11 protein-coding genes and 5 pseudogenes are annotated in these 17,469 nt (G+C 44.9%); 13 read left to right on the top strand and 3 right to left on the bottom strand.

The window, feature by feature from the left end; all coding sequences use genetic code 11:
• The first annotated feature begins 181 nt into the window (after window positions 1–181).
• From JCM16496_RS17785 to der, 5 genes and pseudogenes are all read left to right on the top strand, one after another.
• Window positions 182–760, top strand: a complete 579-nt coding sequence (locus tag JCM16496_RS17785; RefSeq protein WP_025835917.1) for a DUF177 domain-containing protein — start codon at window positions 182–184, stop codon at window positions 758–760.
• 12 nt (window positions 761–772) lie between these two features.
• Entirely contained in the window at window positions 773–958 is a 186-nt protein-coding gene (rpmF, locus tag JCM16496_RS22255; RefSeq protein ID WP_004288267.1) for a 50S ribosomal protein L32, read from the top strand.
• Between the two features lie 123 nt (window positions 959–1,081).
• Entirely contained in the window at window positions 1,082–2,086 is a 1,005-nt protein-coding gene (locus JCM16496_RS17780; RefSeq protein ID WP_005829534.1) for a beta-ketoacyl-ACP synthase III, read from the top strand.
• Between the two features lie 85 nt (window positions 2,087–2,171).
• Window positions 2,172–3,053 carry a GTPase Era gene (gene era / locus JCM16496_RS17775; RefSeq protein WP_025835914.1) on the top strand — a complete coding sequence of 294 codons (882 nt, stop codon included), beginning with the start codon at window positions 2,172–2,174 and terminating at the stop codon, window positions 3,051–3,053.
• Between the two features lie 49 nt (window positions 3,054–3,102).
• Window positions 3,103–4,415 (top strand): annotated as a pseudogene (der, locus tag JCM16496_RS17770) (ribosome biogenesis GTPase Der).
• Between the two features lie 115 nt (window positions 4,416–4,530).
• On the opposite strand, the gene JCM16496_RS17765 reads toward der, so the two are convergent.
• Both JCM16496_RS17765 and JCM16496_RS17760 read right to left on the bottom strand, forming a co-directional pair.
• Entirely contained in the window at window positions 4,531–5,301 is a 771-nt protein-coding gene (locus tag JCM16496_RS17765) for an ABC transporter ATP-binding protein (RefSeq protein ID WP_005829539.1), read from the bottom strand.
• Window positions 5,298–6,041 carry an MlaE family ABC transporter permease gene (locus JCM16496_RS17760; RefSeq protein ID WP_005829541.1) on the bottom strand — a complete coding sequence of 248 codons (744 nt, stop codon included), beginning with the start codon at window positions 6,039–6,041 and terminating at the stop codon, window positions 5,298–5,300. Before JCM16496_RS17760 ends, JCM16496_RS17765 begins: the two co-directional genes overlap by 4 nt.
• A gap of 77 nt (window positions 6,042–6,118) precedes the next feature.
• Between JCM16496_RS17760 and JCM16496_RS24725 the strand changes: the two genes are divergently transcribed.
• Window positions 6,119–6,250 carry a hypothetical protein gene (locus JCM16496_RS24725; RefSeq protein ID WP_262482786.1) on the top strand — a complete coding sequence of 44 codons (132 nt, stop codon included), beginning with the start codon at window positions 6,119–6,121 and terminating at the stop codon, window positions 6,248–6,250.
• Complete coding sequence (gene lptB, locus JCM16496_RS17755) at window positions 6,223–6,963, top strand: LPS export ABC transporter ATP-binding protein (protein ID WP_034523256.1); 741 nt, start codon at window positions 6,223–6,225, stop codon at window positions 6,961–6,963. Before JCM16496_RS24725 ends, lptB begins: the two co-directional genes overlap by 28 nt.
• A gap of 82 nt (window positions 6,964–7,045) precedes the next feature.
• Here lptB and rbp read toward each other — a convergent pair whose 3' ends face one another.
• Window positions 7,046–7,294: an RNA-binding regulator gene (gene rbp, locus JCM16496_RS17750; RefSeq protein WP_025835912.1), complete on the bottom strand. Its 249-nt coding sequence runs from the start codon at window positions 7,292–7,294 to the stop codon at window positions 7,046–7,048.
• A 474-nt stretch (window positions 7,295–7,768) separates the two neighbouring features.
• Here rbp and tig point away from each other — a divergent pair, with 474 nt between their 5' ends.
• The 6 genes and pseudogenes from tig (at window position 7,769) to JCM16496_RS17720 (ending at window position 17,432) form a co-directional block, all read left to right on the top strand.
• Complete coding sequence (tig, locus tag JCM16496_RS17745) at window positions 7,769–9,124, top strand: trigger factor (RefSeq protein ID WP_025835911.1); 1,356 nt, start codon at window positions 7,769–7,771, stop codon at window positions 9,122–9,124.
• Window positions 9,125–9,254: 130 nt separating this feature from the next.
• Window positions 9,255–9,916: pseudogene (clpP, locus tag JCM16496_RS17740) on the top strand (ATP-dependent Clp endopeptidase proteolytic subunit ClpP).
• Between the two features lie 2 nt (window positions 9,917–9,918).
• Window positions 9,919–11,163, top strand: coding sequence for an ATP-dependent Clp protease ATP-binding subunit ClpX (gene clpX / locus JCM16496_RS17735; protein ID WP_025835909.1), 1,245 nt, complete (start codon window positions 9,919–9,921; stop codon window positions 11,161–11,163).
• A gap of 173 nt (window positions 11,164–11,336) precedes the next feature.
• Window positions 11,337–13,519 (top strand): annotated as a pseudogene (gene recQ, locus JCM16496_RS17730) (DNA helicase RecQ).
• Window positions 13,520–13,621: 102 nt separating this feature from the next.
• Window positions 13,622–15,096 (top strand): annotated as a pseudogene (guaB, locus tag JCM16496_RS17725) (IMP dehydrogenase).
• A gap of 783 nt (window positions 15,097–15,879) precedes the next feature.
• A pseudogene (locus JCM16496_RS17720) lies at window positions 15,880–17,432 on the top strand (peptidylprolyl isomerase).
• Window positions 17,433–17,469: the final 37 nt, after the last annotated feature.

Here is a 17,469-nt window from a genome sequence, read left to right as displayed (position 1 = left end):
ATATCTTTACATATATTTGGATGCCGGCATGGATTGTTCTTGTGTTTTAGGCCATGAGTTTTCTGCTGATTTGTAGTGATATCAGGGTGAAATGAACATAAAAAATGAATATTTTACTCTAAATACTACATAATGAGGATAATTATTCGTATCTTTGTCGCCCGAATAAACAAAAGAAGCTTTGGGAAAGTTTGATAAATACAAAATAGACCTGAAAGGTATGCAAGCAGATTCATGCAAATATGAGTTTGTGTTAGACAACCTTTTCTTTGCCAATATTGATGGACCGGAAGTACAGAAGGGTAAAGTCAATGTGGTGTTAGTTGTAAAGAAAACATCTCGTGCTTTCGAATTGAACTTCCAGACAGACGGAATGGTGTGGGTGCCATGTGACCGTTGTTTGGACGATATGGAACAGCTTGTCAGCTCGACAGATAAGTTGCTGGTTAAGTTCGGTCATGAATATGCCGAAGAAGGTGACAATCTCATTGTAATTCCCGAAGAGGAGGGTGAGATTAATGTAGCATGGTTTATGTACGAGTTTGTAGCTCTGGCCATCCCCATGAAGCATGTGCATGCTCCGGGTAAGTGTAACAAGGCAATGACCAGCAAATTGAGTAAGCATATGCGCACTACTCCGGATGATGATATGGCTGAGGACACATTTGTTCCGGAAGAAGAGGTGGAGCTGATGAATGAAGAAGAAACGCAGGTAGACCCGCGTTGGGACGAATTAAAGAAAATATTAGATAACAATTAAAGATTAAAGAAAATGGCACATCCTAAGAGAAGACAGTCAAAAACAAGAACTGCGAAGAGAAGAACTCATGATAAAGCAGTAGCTCCTACACTGGCTATTTGCCCGAATTGTGGTGAGTGGCATGTATATCACACTGTATGTGGTGCATGCGGTTACTATAGAGGTAAGCTTGCAGTTGAAAAGGAAGCTGCCGTATAATTACGGTCAGTTTGACTAAAACTTATACTTGAATATCGGGCGTCTAAAAAGATTTGTAATTTAATAAGCAAACCTTTTTAGACTACCGTTGTTTCAGTAGTTCTATAAGTAAACAAGATTTTAATGGAAAAAATAAATGCAGTAATTACAGGAGTCGGCGGTTATGTACCTGATTACGTCTTGACGAATGACGAAATCTCAAGAATGGTGGATACCAATGACGAATGGATTATGACTCGTATCGGAGTAAAGGAAAGACGTATCCTGAATGAAGAAGGGTTAGGTAGTTCCTATATGGCGCGTAAAGCTGCCAAACAGCTGATGCAACGTACTGGCGCGGATCCGGATGATATAGATCTGGTGATTGTAGCTACTTCTACTCCGGATTATCATTTCCCTTCTACAGCTTCTATTTTATGTGATAAGCTAAGGCTGAAAAATGCATATGCTTTTGACTTGCAGGCAGCCTGCAGCGGATTTCTCTATCTGATGGAGACTGCGGCCAATTTCATCCGTTCTGGAAGATATAAGAAGGTTATCATTGTGGGAGCCGACAAGATGTCGTCAATGGTTGATTATACAGACCGTGCTACTTGTCCTATCTTTGGAGACGGTGCTGCAGCTTTCATGCTCGAACCGACAACAGAAGATGTAGGTATTATGGATGCTATTCTGAGAACCGACGGCAAAGGTTTGCCTTTCCTGCATATGAAAGCGGGTGGTTCGGTTTGTCCTCCCTCTTATTTTACTGTAGACAACCACATGCATTACATTTATCAGGAAGGACGTACTGTGTTTAAGTATGCCGTATCCAATATGTCGGATGTTAGCGCGGCCATTGCCGAGAAAAACGGTCTGACAAAGGATAGCATTGACTGGGTGATTCCGCACCAGGCCAATCTTCGTATCATCGATGCTGTGGCACATCGTCTGGAAGTTCCTCGTGAGAAAGTACTGATTAATATCGAACGTTACGGCAATACCAGTGCTGCTACGTTGCCTCTTTGTATCTGGGACTTTGAAGATAAGCTGAAGAAAGGCGACAACCTTATTTTCACTGCATTCGGCGCAGGATTTACCTGGGGAGCCGTGTATGTGAAGTGGGGATACGACGGAAAGAAGCAGTAACATACTATTGCTAAATATAATATGATAAAAACGCATCCTATTTCGATTCGATGCGTTTTTTTGTCTCAATTCAAATACTGAAGTCATGCACAAAGCAGGTTTTGTAAATATCGTGGGAAATCCGAATGTGGGCAAATCCACATTGATGAACGTTTTGGTAGGTGAGCGTATTTCTATCGCCACTTTCAAGGCGCAGACCACCCGTCATCGGATTATGGGCATCTATAATACGGATGACATGCAGATTGTGTTTTCGGACACTCCGGGTGTATTGAAGCCAAACTATAAGTTGCAGGAGTCCATGCTGAATTTCTCCACTTCGGCATTGGCGGATGCGGATGTGTTGCTGTATGTGACAGATGTGGTTGAGACTCCCGACAAGCATAATGATTTTGTGGAGAAAGTGGGACACTTGGACGTTCCGGTATTGCTGCTTATCAATAAGATTGACTTAAGCAATCAGGAAAAGTTGGTGGAACTGGTGGAAGCATGGAAGGAATTGCTGCCGAAGGCAGAAATTATTCCTATCTCTGCTGCTTCGAAATTTAATGTGGATTATGTCATGAAGCGGGTGAAGGAACTGTTGCCCGACTCACCTCCCTATTTCGACAAGGACCAGTGGACGGACAAGCCGGCGCGTTTCTTCGTGACCGAAATAATCCGTGAGAAAATTCTGTTGTACTACGATAAGGAAATCCCTTATTCGGTGGAGGTGATGGTAGAACAGTTTAAGGAGGAGGCAAAGAAGATTCATATCAGTGCCGTAATCTATGTGGAGCGTGATTCGCAAAAAGGTATTATCATAGGCAAGCAGGGGAAGGCTTTGAAGAAAGTGGCTACTGAAGCGCGCCGTGATTTGGAGAGATTTTTCGGGAAAACAATATTCCTGGAAACGTTTGTGAAAGTTGATAAGGATTGGCGGAGTTCGGACAAGGAACTGCGTAATTTTGGTTATCAGCTGGATTAAGAGTTATTCATACGACTGTGACAGTCGCAAAAAACAAAGAGTGTGAACTATGGGAAATTTAGTTGCAATCGTAGGACGTCCCAATGTGGGAAAGTCTACATTATTTAACCGTCTGACCAAGACACGTCAGGCAATTGTGAATGAGGAAGCGGGAACCACCCGTGACCGCCAATATGGAAAGACCGAATGGTTGGGACGTGAGTTCTCCGTGGTAGATACCGGCGGTTGGGTAGTGAACTCTGATGATATTTTCGAAGAGGAGATTCGTAAGCAGGTATTGATGGCGGTGGACGAAGCCGACGTGATTCTGTTTGTGGTGGATGTGATGAATGGAGTTACGGACCTCGACGAGCAGGTGGCTGCCATCTTGCGCCGTGCCAAGAAGCCTGTGTTGCTGGTTGCCAATAAGACTGATAATCATGAACTGCAATACAATGCCCCTGAGTTTTACAGTTTGGGTTTGGGTGACCCTTATTGTATTTCTGCTGTAACGGGTAGCGGTACGGGTGATATGATGGACCTTATCGTCAGCAAGTTCAAGAAGGAATCTGATGAAATTCTGGACGAGGATATTCCCCGCTTTGCAGTAGTGGGACGCCCTAATGCCGGAAAGTCTTCCATAGTCAATGCCTTTATTGGAGAAGACCGCAACATTGTGACGGAGATTGCCGGTACCACGCGCGATTCTATCTATACCCGCTACAATAAATTCGGTTTTGATTTCTACCTGGTAGATACGGCGGGTATCCGTAAGAAGAACAAGGTGAATGAGGATTTGGAGTACTACTCTGTAATCCGTTCCATTCGTTCCATTGAGAATGCAGATGTATGTATTTTGATGGTAGACGCTACGCGTGGCATCGAAAGCCAGGATTTGAATATCTTCTCTTTGATTCAGAAGAATGCCAAGGGGCTGGTGGTTGTGGTGAACAAGTGGGACTTGGTGCAGGACAAGACTGTGAAGGTGATGAAGACTTTCGAAGATGCTATCCGCAACCGTTTCGCTCCGTTTGTGGATTTCCCTATCATCTTTGCTTCGGCACTGACCAAACAGCGTATTCTGAAGGTATTGGAAGAGGCGCGTGACGTGTACGAAAATCGTATGACGCGTATTCCGACAGCTCGTTTGAACGAGGAAATGCTGCCGCTTATCGAGGCGTATCCCCCCCCTCAATTAAGGGTAAGTATATCAAGATAAAGTATATTACGCAGTTGCCCAATACCCAGGTGCCGTCATTTGTTTATTTTGCAAATCTTCCACAATATGTGAAAGAGCCTTACAGACGATTCCTGGAAAATAAGATGCGTGAGAAATGGAAGTTGACCGGAACTCCGATAAATATCTATATCCGGCAGAAGTAAAATATATCGTGATGATATAAGTCGATTCTATTAACTGGTTTTATGAAGAGAAAGCGTCCGGAACATAGTTTCCGAACGCTTTCTTATGTGATAGGTTAGAAAATGAGGTGCAGTTTTATCCTTCAAGGTTCTGTATCTCCACTTCTTTGACTTTCCGGAATAGGTCAGATGCAAATATGAAACTGTTCAACCGCTCGTTGGTGGAAGTGAAGATATCGTCTTTATTGCCTTCCCATTCTTTGTGTCCTTCGTAAATATAGATGATTTTTTCTCCGATACCCATTACAGAGTTCATGTCATGAGTGTTGATGAGAGTAGTCATATTGTATTCTCGGGTTATATCTTGTATCAGTTCGTCGATGACAAGCGAGGTCTTGGGGTCAAGTCCTGAATTCGGCTCGTCACAGAACAAGTATTGCGGGTTTAGGGCAATGGCACGGGCAATGGCTACGCGTTTCTGCATACCGCCGCTGATTTCTCCGGGAAATTTGTCTTTGGCTTCAATCAGGTTTACACGCTCCAAGCAGAACATGGCACGACGGGTCCGGTCGCGCAGGGTATCGTTGCTGAACATGTTCAGTGGAAACATCACATTGTCCAGTACCGTCATGGAATCGAACAGCGCGGCACTTTGGAAAATCATTCCCATTTCCCGGCGGAGCGCTTTCTTTTCCTTCTTTCCCATGGCGAGGAAGTTGCGGTGGTCATACAACAGTTCTCCTTTGTCCGGTGTCAGCAGACCCACGATACATTTCATGAGTACGGTTTTTCCCGAACCGCTCTGCCCTATAATCAGGTTGGTCTTTCCATTCTCGAAAGTGGCATTGATATCTTTCAGTACCTCTTTTTCTTCAAATGATTTGCAAAGTCCTTTCAGTTCAATCATCCCATTAAAAGTTGAGTTAATATTAGGTCGGCGAATAAGATAAGCACGCTGCTGCATACTACGGAGTCGGTGGACGCCTTGCCCACTTCGATGGAACCGCCTTCGACGGTGTAACCGAAGAATGCCGATACACTGGCAATGATAAAGGCAAAGAACAGCGACTTGATGATGCCGCACCAAATAAACCATTCGACAAACATGTATTGCAAGCCGTATTCCAAATCTACCGCCGACATGATGCCGCCGAACCAGCAAGTACAGAAGGCACCTATGATACCGGCGAATATACTGAACGTCACCATCAGTGGAATGGTTGTCACCATAGCGGCAATTTTCGGTAGGATAAGATAGTTGGCAGAATTGACACCCATAATTTCAAGGGCGTCTATCTGCTGGGTGACCCGCATGGTGCCCAGCTCCGAGGCGATGTTTGACCCGACCTTTCCTGCCAGAATCAGACACATGATGGAGGAGGAGAATTCCAGCAGCATGATTTCACGGGTTACATATCCCACTGTCCATCGGGGCATGAAGGGACTCTCGATATTCAACTTTATCTGTATGGTGATTACAGCTCCGATGAAGAACGATATCAGCAATACGATGCCGATAGAGTTCACGCCGAGCTGTTCCAACTCGTTGACATATTGGCGGAAAAACATACGCATACGTTCGGGACGGGCAAATACGCGTCCCATCAGTATGATATATCGTCCCACTGTCTTAAGTGCTTTAAACATAACATATAAGTATTTGAATGCAAATGTACACTATTTCGGCTTATTTTTGCTACATTTGCGGCGAAAACCTTTAGAGTATGGAAGAAGAAAAAGGCATAAAGGACAATGTAGAGGAAGTTAAGGAAAATCTGCAGGCCGGACCAGGCTTGACTGCCGGGGCAGAGCCACGGAGGAAGGTCGTATGGTGCTGCGTACGGAGGATTTGGTGAAAAAGTACGGAAAGCGTACGGTGGTGAGCCATGTGTCCATTGATGTGAAGCAAGGGGAGATTGTCGGTTTGCTGGGACCGAATGGTGCTGGTAAGACAACTTCGTTTTATATGACCGTAGGGCTGATTACTCCCAATGAGGGACGTATCTTCTTGAATGATTTGGATATAACGAAATATCCGGTATACAAGCGTGCGCAGACGGGTATCGGTTATTTGGCGCAGGAGGCTTCCGTGTTCCGTCAAATGAGTGTGGAAGACAATATTGCATCTGTACTGGAAATGACCGACAAGCCTTTGGAGTATCAGAAAGACAAACTGGAGAGCCTGATTGCAGAGTTCCGCTTGCAGAAGGTAAGGAAGAACAAGGGTAACCAGTTGTCAGGTGGCGAGCGGCGCCGTACGGAAATTGCCCGTTGTCTGGCCATTGACCCCAAATTCATTATGTTGGACGAGCCTTTTGCCGGTGTAGACCCGATTGCAGTGGAGGATATTCAGCAGATTGTGTGGAAGTTGAAGGATAGGAATATCGGCATTTTGATTACTGACCACAATGTGCAGGAGACGCTGAGCATTACCGATCGTGCTTATCTGCTGTTTGAAGGAAAAATTCTGTTCCAGGGTACGCCGGAAGAGTTGGCCGAGAATAAGATTGTGCGTGAAAAGTATCTGAGTAACAGCTTCGTGCTTCGTCGCAAGGATTTTATGAAGTAATCCCGGATACTGTCGATTGATAGAAATTTAAAAAGACCACTCATTCAGTGGTCTTTTTAAATTTCTCCTTAAATCTCTATGATTAATATTTTGGAGGTCTTGCTTCCTTCACTACCATCTGGCGACCGAAGAATTCAGCACCGTCTAGTTCTGCAATAACTTTAGCTGCAGCAGCGTCATCTTCCATTTCTACAAAAGCGATGCCTCTGAAACGTCCGGTGGTGCGGTCATTGATAAATTTTACAGAAGATACTGTGCCGTAATCTTCCATTGCCTTCTGCAGGTCACTCTCCTTAACGCGGTAGTTAAGGTTTCCAACATAAATGTTCATAATGAAAATGATAAAATAAATATAATGAATAAAACTCTCTTGGAAGGAAGGCTGAATAATAAATGGATTACAACGACAGAGAGTTTACAAAAGCGTTCTTGAAAACGGAAGTAAAAACCATGTAATGGAAATCGAAAAACTAATGCGCCATCATTCCGCGACAAAGAAACACATAAAATTCGGATAAACAATGTTTTTCCTTAATTATTTTTGTAGATTGTCGTGTCTTCGGGCAACTCCTGTTTCTTCTGATGGAAACCGGACGGTTCGGTTTATCATTGTCTTTTCCCTAAGTGTCTTTCCCGTAAACGTCCTCCGTTGTCAGCCCGATTGTTGGGCTCTTCTACCGCTCTATTCAAGAATTAAACTGAAATAAATCGGCACTGTTCTTTTGATAATTGAAAGAATAACGCTAATTTTGCACGCTCATTTGAGATATGGAATAAAGTATAAATCAAATAAATAATTGTCAGAATGAACGTTTCATTACAAAACATTGACAAAGTAAGCGCACTGCTTACTGTAAAGCTTGAGAAAGCAGATTATCAGGAAAAAGTAGACAAATCATTGAAGAGCTTCCGGCAAAAGGCACAGATTCCCGGTTTTCGTAAGGGTATGGTTCCTATGAGCTTAGTTAAGAAAATGTATGGTAAGTCTGCATTGGCTGAAGAGGTGAACAAGTTGCTTTCAGAAACAGTATATAAGTATATCCAGGACAATAAAGTAAATATATTGGGCGAGCCTTTGCCCAACGAAGACAAGCAGCAGGAAATTGATTTCGATACTATGGAGGAGTTCGAATTCTTGTTTGATATTGCTTTGGCTCCGGAATTTAAAGCTGAAGTCAGTGCAAAAGATAAGGTAGACTACTATAATATTGAAGTTACAGACGAAATGGTGGATAACCAGGTCAAGGCTTACACTCAACGTAACGGCAAGTATGACAAGGTAGACGTTTACGAGGACAATGACATGCTGAAGGGGTTGCTTGCTGAACTGGATGAAGAAGGTAATACCAAAGAGGGTGGCATTCAGGTGGAAGGTGCTGTAATGATGCCTTCGTACATGAAGAATGACGAACAGAAAGCTATCTTTGCCGGTGCAAAAGTGAACGATGTGCTTGTATTCAACCCGAATACTGCTTGGGACGGGAATGCAGCCGAATTGGCTTCTTTATTGAAGATTGACAAGGAAGCTGCTCCCGAAGTAAAATCCAATTTCAGCTTTCAGGTAGAAGAAATCACACGCTTCGTTCCGGGTGACTTGACTCAGGAAATTTTCGACCAGGTATTTGGCGAAGGCAATGTGAAAACGGAAGAGGAGTTCCGTGCCAAAGTGAAGGAAGTTATTGCCAACCAGTTCGTGGCAGACAGTGACTATAAGTTCTTGATTGACGCACGTAAGATGCTGACAGAGAAAGTAGGCAAGCTGGAGTTCCCGGATGCATTACTGAAGCGCATTATGCGTCTGAACAATCCTGACAAGGAAGAAAGCTTTGTAGAGGACAACTATGACAAGAGCATCGAAGAGCTGACTTGGCACCTGATTAAAGAACAGCTGGTGAAAGCCAATGATATCAAGGTTGAGCAGGAAGACATCACAAACATGGCTAAGGAAGCTACCCGCGCACAGTTTGCACAATACGGTATGATGAGTGTGCCTGAAGAAATCCTGGAGAACTACTCAAAGGAAATGCTTAAGAAGAAAGAGAGCATAGAAGGTTTGGTTAATCGTGTGGTTGAATCTAAATTGGCTACAGCATTGAAGTCTCAGGTGGAACTGGAGCATAAGAACGTTTCTGCTGAAGAGTTCAATAAGATGTTTGCATAAGAGTAATGTGAGCCTACGGCTAAATTTATAAAGAAACACAGAGTTTGACAAACTATAACTCTGTGTTTTTTTGTGTCTCTGTGTTCTTTTTTGTTTCTTTGTATCCTTATAAATTAAAAAATAGAAAGAAATGGATGATTTTAGAAAATACGCTACCAAGCATCTTGGTATGAACAGTTTGGTGCTGGACGATGTGATTAAATCACAAGCCGGCTATTTAAATCCCTATATCCTCGAGGAACGCCAGCTCAATGTAACGCAGTTGGACGTGTTTTCCCGTCTGATGATGGACCGCATCATTTTCCTCGGTACGCAGGTTGATGACTATACAGCCAATACTTTGCAGGCTCAGTTGCTTTATTTGGATTCGGTGGATCCGGGTAAGGATATTTCCATCTATATCAATTCGCCGGGCGGTTCGGTATATGCCGGTCTGGGTATTTATGATACCATGCAGTTTATCAGTAGTGATGTGGCTACCATCTGTACTGGAATGGCGGCAAGCATGGCAGCCGTATTGCTGGTTGCCGGCGCCGAAGGCAAACGTTCCGCATTGACCCACTCCCGCGTGATGATACACCAGCCGATGGGAGGTGCCCAGGGACAGGCTTCGGATATTGAAATCACGGCACGTGAAATCCAGAAGTTGAAGAAAGAACTTTATACCATTATCGCCGACCACTCCCACACTCCCTTTGACAAGGTATGGCAGATTCTGACCGTGATTATTGGATGACGGCCCAGGAAGCCAAAGAATATGGTATGGTAGATGAGGTTTTGATTAAAAAATAAATATGGCAGATTCAAGAAAGAATAAAAATAGATGCAGCTTTTGCGGTCGCACCGAAGATGAAGTCGGATTTCTCATAACGGGGATGAATGGTTATATCTGCGACAGTTGCGCCACCCAGGCTTATGAGATTACTCAGGAGGCTTTGGGGGCTGGCAAGAAGGCAAGTGCTACGAAGCTGAATCTGAAAGAACTTCCTAAACCCATAGAAATAAAGAACTTCCTCGACCAATATGTCATTGGTCAGGACGATGCCAAGCGTTTCTTGTCTGTGTCGGTGTACAACCATTACAAACGCCTGCTCCAGAAGGACGGCGGTGATGACGTGGAGATTGAAAAATCGAACATCATCATGGTAGGCAGTACCGGTACGGGGAAGACGTTATTGGCGCGTACTATCGCCAAGTTGCTGCATGTTCCTTTTACTATTGTAGATGCAACAGTTTTGACAGAGGCAGGTTATGTGGGTGAGGACATTGAAAGCATTTTGACACGTCTGCTCCAGGTGGCGGATTATAACGTGCCCGAGGCTGAGCAAGGTATCGTGTTTATTGATGAGATAGACAAAATAGCACGCAAGGGTGATAATCCTTCCATTACCCGTGATGTGAGTGGTGAAGGCGTTCAGCAGGGATTGCTGAAACTGCTGGAAGGTTCTGTGGTGAATGTGCCTCCCCAGGGTGGGCGCAAGCATCCCGACCAGAAAATGATTCCGGTCAATACCAAGAATATTCTGTTCATTTGCGGTGGGGCTTTCGATGGCATTGAAAAGAAGATTGCCCAGCGGCTGAATACGCACGTTGTCGGGTATAGTGCTGTACGCAATACGGCAACCATCGATAAGAGCAACATGATGCAGTACATTGCTCCGCAGGATTTAAAGTCGTTCGGACTGATTCCCGAGATTATCGGTCGTCTTCCGGTGCTGACTTATCTGAATCCGTTGGACCGTGCGGCATTGCGCTCCATTCTTACGGAACCGAAGAATTCCATCATCAAGCAATACATCAAACTGTTTGAGATGGACAATGTGAAGCTGACTTTTGAAGATGCTGTATTTGAGTATATCGTGGATAAAGCGGTAGAATATAAGTTGGGGGCCCGCGGCTTGCGTTCCATTGTGGAGACAATTATGATGGATGCCATGTTCGAAATTCCGTCAGAACAGAAGGGCGATTTTGTTGTGACGTTGGACTACGCCAAGCGCCAGCTTGAAAAGGCAAATATGGCACGACTGCAAAATGCTTAAGAATCAGATGGTAATACGGGGTAAAACCGACTATTTTGTTTTTTATTGAAAAATATTCGATGGATTATGCTTGAAATTTAAGAAGTTGTTTATAACTTTGTTAGGGTTCTTTGTGAAAACATGGCGGAGACCACTATTAAAAGTTAACTCAATAAACAACAACCTAATGAATCATGGCAGGGAAGAAGATTAATTTGACAGACCAGCTGAAGAAATACTTCGGGTTCGATACATTTAAAGGAAATCAGGAAGCAATCATAGAGAATCTGTTGGCGGGTAATGATACATTCGTGTTGATGCCTACCGGAGGTGGAAAATCTTTGTGCTACCAATTGCCGTCCTTATTGATGGAGGGCACGGGTATCGTGATTTCTCCTCTGATTGCCTTGATGAAGAATCAGGTCGATGCGATGCGTAACTTCAGCGAAGAGGATGGGATAGCCACTTCATCAATTCTTCCCTAAACAAGAGTGCGATAGACCAGGTTCGGTCCGACATACTCAGTGGCAAGACAAAGCTGTTGTATGTGGCTCCGGAATCACTGACGAAGGAAGAGAATGTGGAGTTTCTGAAAACGGTGAAGATTTCGTTCTATGCCGTGGACGAAGCCCATTGTATCTCTGAATGGGGTCATGACTTCCGTCCTGAGTATCGCCGCATCCGTCCCATTATCAATGAAATAGGAAAAGCCCCTTTGATAGCGTTGACTGCGACGGCTACACCGAAAGTGCAGCATGACATCCAGAAGAACCTGGGTATGGTGGATGCGCAGGTGTTCAAGTCGTCGTTCAACCGTCCGAACCTCTATTACGAGGTACGTCCCAAGACTGTAAACGTAGACCGGGACATCATCAAGTTCATCAAGAACAATCCCGAGAAGTCAGGCATTATCTATTGCTTGAGCCGGAAGAAAGTAGAAGAGCTTGCTGAAATCCTGCAGGCGAACGGAATCAATGCCCGTGCCTATCATGCCGGAATGGATTCGGCTACACGAACACAGAACCAAGATGATTTCCTGATGGAAAAAATTGATGTGATTGTAGCTACCATTGCTTTTGGTATGGGGATTGACAAACCGGATGTGCGCTATGTCATCCACTACGATATACCCAAAAGTCTGGAAGGTTATTACCAGGAAACCGGGCGTGCCGGAAGAGATGGAGGAGAAGGGCAGTGTATTACTTTCTATACCAATAAAGACTTGCAGAAGCTCGAGAAGTTTATGCAAGGCAAACCTGTGGCAGAGCAGGAAATAGGCAAGCAGCTTCTGCTGGAGACTGCTGCGTATGCCGAATCTTCCGTATGCCGCCGAAAGGCATTGCTTCATTACTTCGGCGAAGAATATATGGAAGAAAATTGTGGTAATTGTGACAACTGTTTAAATCCTAAAAAACAAGTGGAAGCTCAGGAATTATTGTGTACCGTGATTGAAGCTGTTCTCGCGGTGAAAGAAAATTTTAAAGCGGACTATATTATCGACATAATACAAGGTAAGGAAACTTCGGAAGTGCAGGCGCATCTGCACGAAGACCTCGAAGTATTCGGCTCTGGCATGGGCGAAGAAGACAAAACATGGAATGCTGTGATCCGTCAGGCGCTTATTGCCGGTTACTTGAGTAAGGATGTCGAAAACTATGGCTTGCTGAAAGTGACGGATGACGGTAAGAAATTCCTTAAACATCCCAAATCATTCAAGATAGTGGAAGACAATGACTTTGAGGATGTGGAAGAGGAAGCACCTGCACGTGGAGGCGGTGCGTGTGCGGTAGACCCGGCATTGTACTCCATGCTGAAGGACTTGCGAAAGAAGTTATCCAAGAAGTTGGAGGTGCCTCCTTATGTCATTTTCCAAGACCCGTCTTTGGAAGCGATGGCGACCATATACCCGGTGACTTTGGACGAGTTGCAGAACATACCGGGTGTAGGAGCCGGAAAGGCAAAACGCTACGGCGAGGAATTCTGCAAGCTCATCAAGCGGCACTGTGAGGAGAATGAGATTGAACGTCCCGAGGACTTGCGTGTGCGTACTGTGGCCAATAAGTCAAAAATGAAGGTGGCCATCATTCAGGCCATTGACCGTAAGGTGGCGTTGGATGACATTGCCATGTCAAAGGGCATTGAGTTTGAAGAGTTGCTGGATGAGATAGAAGCTATCGTCTACTCCGGAACGAAATTGAATATCGACTATTTCCTGGAGGACATTATGGATGAAGACCACTTGCTGGATATCTATGATTATTTCAAGGAATCTACCACCGATAAGATTGACGATGCTCTGGATGAGTTGGGCGATGACTTTACGGAAGAAGAGGTACGTTTGGTACGCATCAAGTTTATTTCAGAGATGGCAAACTGATTGGTTTTAGTTGATAAAAAAGAAAAAAATGTTGCGTGCAAGTATACGGAATGGAATAAAAACCGTATATTTGCACGCAATAAATTTTAAACGCATAGCCCTATGTCATTTATTGCTGATAAGATTGTAATGGATGGATTAACTTATGACGACGTACTGTTAATCCCTGCTTATTCTGAAGTCTTGCCCAAAACAGTCGAACTCTCGACTAAGTTTTCACGAAACATTGAGTTGAAAATCCCGTTTGTAACTGCTGCCATGGATACGGTTACCGAAGCGAAGATGGCTATTGCCATTGCCCGCGAAGGTGGTATCGGAGTTATTCATAAGAATATGTCCATTGAGGAACAGGCACGTCAGGTAGCTATTGTGAAGCGTGCCGAAAACGGTATGATTTATGACCCGGTGACTATCAAGAGAGGTTCTACGGTAGCTGATGCGCTGGCTTTGATGGCTGAATACAAGATTGGTGGTATTCCGGTGGTAGATGATGAAAGATATTTGGTAGGTATTGTTACCAATCGTGACCTTCGTTTTGAGAAAGATATGAATAAGCACATCGACGAGGTGATGACTAAGGAGAACATCATTACTACCAATCCAACGACGGATATGGAGGCTGTTTCTCAAATTCTGCAAGAACATAGAATTGAGAAGTTGCCGGTAGTAGATAAAGACAACAAGTTGGTAGGTCTGATTACCTATAAGGATATTACCAAGGCAAAGGATAAACCTATGGCGTGCAAGGATAGCAAAGGTCGTCTGCGTGTTGCTGCCGGAGTGGGAGTGACGAATGACACTTTGGAGCGCATGCGGGCTTTGGTGGATGCTGGGGCGGATGCCATTGTCATTGATACGGCTCACGGACATTCCAAAGGGGTTATTGAAAAATTGAAAGAAGCCAAAGAACATTTTCCTCATATTGACATTGTTGTCGGTAATATTGCTACCGGTGAAGCTGCAAAAGCATTGGTCGAGGCTGGTGCTGATGGAGTAAAGGTGGGCATCGGTCCGGGTTCCATCTGTACTACCCGTGTAGTTGCCGGTGTGGGTGTTCCCCAGTTGTCTGCCGTTTATGATGTGGCAAAGGCGCTGAAGGCACGGGTGTTCCTTTGATTGCCGATGGCGGTTTGCGCTACTCGGGTGATGTGGTGAAGGCGTTGGCTGCCGGTGGTTACAGCGTGATGATCGGTTCGTTGGTTGCCGGAACGGAAGAGTCTCCGGGCGATACGATTATTTTCAACGGTCGTAAGTTCAAGTCCTATCGGGGTATGGGGTCGCTGGAAGCTATGGAAAACGGTTCCAAGGACCGCTACTTCCAAAGCGGTACCAGCGATGTGAAGAAATTGGTTCCGGAGGGCATTGCTGCCCGCGTTCCTTATAAAGGCACTTTGTATGAAGTGATTTATCAGTTGGTTGGCGGTCTGCGTGCAGGTATGGGATATTGCGGTGCAGCCAACATAGAGAAGTTGCACGATGCCAAGTTTACCCGCATCACGAATGCAGGTGTACTCGAAAGTCATCCGCACGATGTATCTATAACCAGCGAGGCACCGAACTATAGCCGTCCCGAATAAGATAATAGCAGGATAGAAGTGAATGCCCGGAAAGAGATTGCCGCTTTCCGGGCATTTTATGTTTAAATCAAAGTAAGGAGGAGGTGTGTCAAAATGCAGGATGGAACGCAAATTAAACGATTTCCGTTCAACGAACAACCAGCTTAATCCATGCTCAAAAGTCGGAAGCGGGTAATCAGGAAGTTAAGAGGTATAGTATAGACCTTTAGCATCGTAGTATAGAAGTTTGGCATTGTAAAGTAGAGGTTTATCCCTTCGTTTGTCAAGTACCGGAGTTTGACGGCTCAGAGTCCGGTACTTGACAGCTCAGGAACCGGAACCTGACAGTTCAAAGTCCGGTACTTGACAATTCATAATTCATAATTAGAAACTCCCTTTCATGGTTTCATTCCTCCTTTTCATGTAAAGACATCAAACCGCATGAAAGGACATCTGAAAGGGGGATAAGTTTGTGTACATTCATTTGCGAACGCCCATTTGTAGCTGTTTCCAAACGGATGTGAAGGAATGAACCATAAATGCGTCAAACATATTTATGTAGCGATTTTTTAACAAGAACAAGGCATGAAGGGACGGTTGCTCCTGTCCATACATTACTTATCTTGCAGCTGTAGGATTACTAATCATGAAGGGGTAAGATTACTAATCCTTCAGGTGCAAGATTACTAATCCCTCGGGAGTAAGATGGGTTCAAGTCTCCGGTCGGAACTGAAATCTTGGTGGACTGTTATTCCGGAGATTTTAATTATATTTGCAGCCATATAAGAAAGAATGGAGGATGTTATGGTCAGATTGCTTTGGATGTTTGTCTTTCTCGGATTCGGATTGTCGGTCTCTGCCCAGGACGATCCGGTACTGATGCGTATTAATGGAAAGGAGGTCCTTCGTTCTGAATTCGAACGTAGCTATAATAAGGGCGGCGCCTCTGTCGGTGCAGGCCGGAAGGCATTGGATGCATATGTGAATAAATTTATAGACTTCAGGCTGAAAATAGAGGCTGCCGAAGTTGCGGGATTGGATACTTCCCGTGTCTTCCAGAAGGAGCAGGATGAGTATCGTCGCTGTCTGATTAAATCATACCTGACAGATGAGGAGACGGCAGAGCAGGCGGCACGGCAGTATTATGACAAGATGAAATCCGGTCGGCGTGCGGCCCGGGTGTATGTGAAGCATATTTTTAAATATCTCCCCAGAATATTTCCGGTCATACCTTGCGTGAGATGGAGTCCAGGATGGATTCTATCTATAGCACTCTTGCAAAGGGAGGGGGAGCTGTGCCGTCTTTCGATGCTTGCGTCGAGCAATTTTCCGATGAGAAGAAAGCGTTTTGGGTGGAGGGGCTGCAGATGCCGGCGGAGTTTGAGGATGTTGTATTCGGGTTGAATGCCGGAGAGATTTCCCGTCCGTTCCTCACTCCTCAGGGCATTCACATCGTGAAAGTGCTTGAACGGCAGGAAATGCCTCCTTTTGAGAAGATGAAGGACAAGATAATCCGTTGCCAAACCCGTCGTCATGGAATGGATAAAGGAACGCGGGCTTTTGTAGAGAAACTGAAGAAAGAGTATCACTATATGCCGGATAAAGCCGGTATCGACGAACTGCTGGCTAAAGGAAGCACTTCCCGTGTGTTGTTTACACTGGATGGCAAGGCATACGGTGGAAAAGAGTTTGCCGGATTTGCCGCTGCTTATCCGGCAGGGACGCGCAGACAGTTGGAGGCTTTTACAGTAAAAACGATTCTGGACTATGAAAACTCCCGTCTGGAATGGAAGCATCCCGAATTCTGTGCGTTGGTGCAGGGGCATCGTGACAGCATGTTGCTTGCCGAAATCACTGACCGTGAAGTGGGAAAGAGGAGTGTGGCGGATGAAGCGGGATTGAAAACATATTTTGAGACGCACCGTTCGGACTTCCATTGGGACGAACCACGTTATAAGGGTATTGTGCTGCATTGTACCACCAAGCGAGTGGCGAAGCAAGTACGCAAATTTCTGAAACAGATTCCGGAAGAGGAGTGGATGGATGCCATCCGTCTCACATTCAATGCCGGCGATACTCCCAAGGTGCAGGCAGAGCAAGGATTATTTGCCCCCGGTGATAATGCATATGTGGATGATTTGGTGTTCAAAGGGAAGGATGCAACCCCGGTTTTGTCATTTCCCTTTACTGCTATACAAGGCCGTAAGCAGAAGGGACCGGACAGTTGGCAAGAGGTGCGAGAGCCGCTCGTAACCGCTTATCGGAACTATTTGGAAACGCATTGGGTGGCAAAGTTGCGTGCTGCCGGTAAGGTTGAAATTGACCAAGAGGTTTTAAAAACCGTTAATAATCACTGATGCAACCGATTAAAACACTATCTTCGTACCTCAAAAC

Source organism: Bacteroides rodentium JCM 16496 (genome assembly GCF_000614125.1).
Classification (GTDB): domain Bacteria; phylum Bacteroidota; class Bacteroidia; order Bacteroidales; family Bacteroidaceae; genus Bacteroides; species Bacteroides rodentium.
The sequence above is the reverse complement of the archived record's forward strand: the minus strand, read 5'-3'. Positions and strand labels throughout refer to the sequence as shown.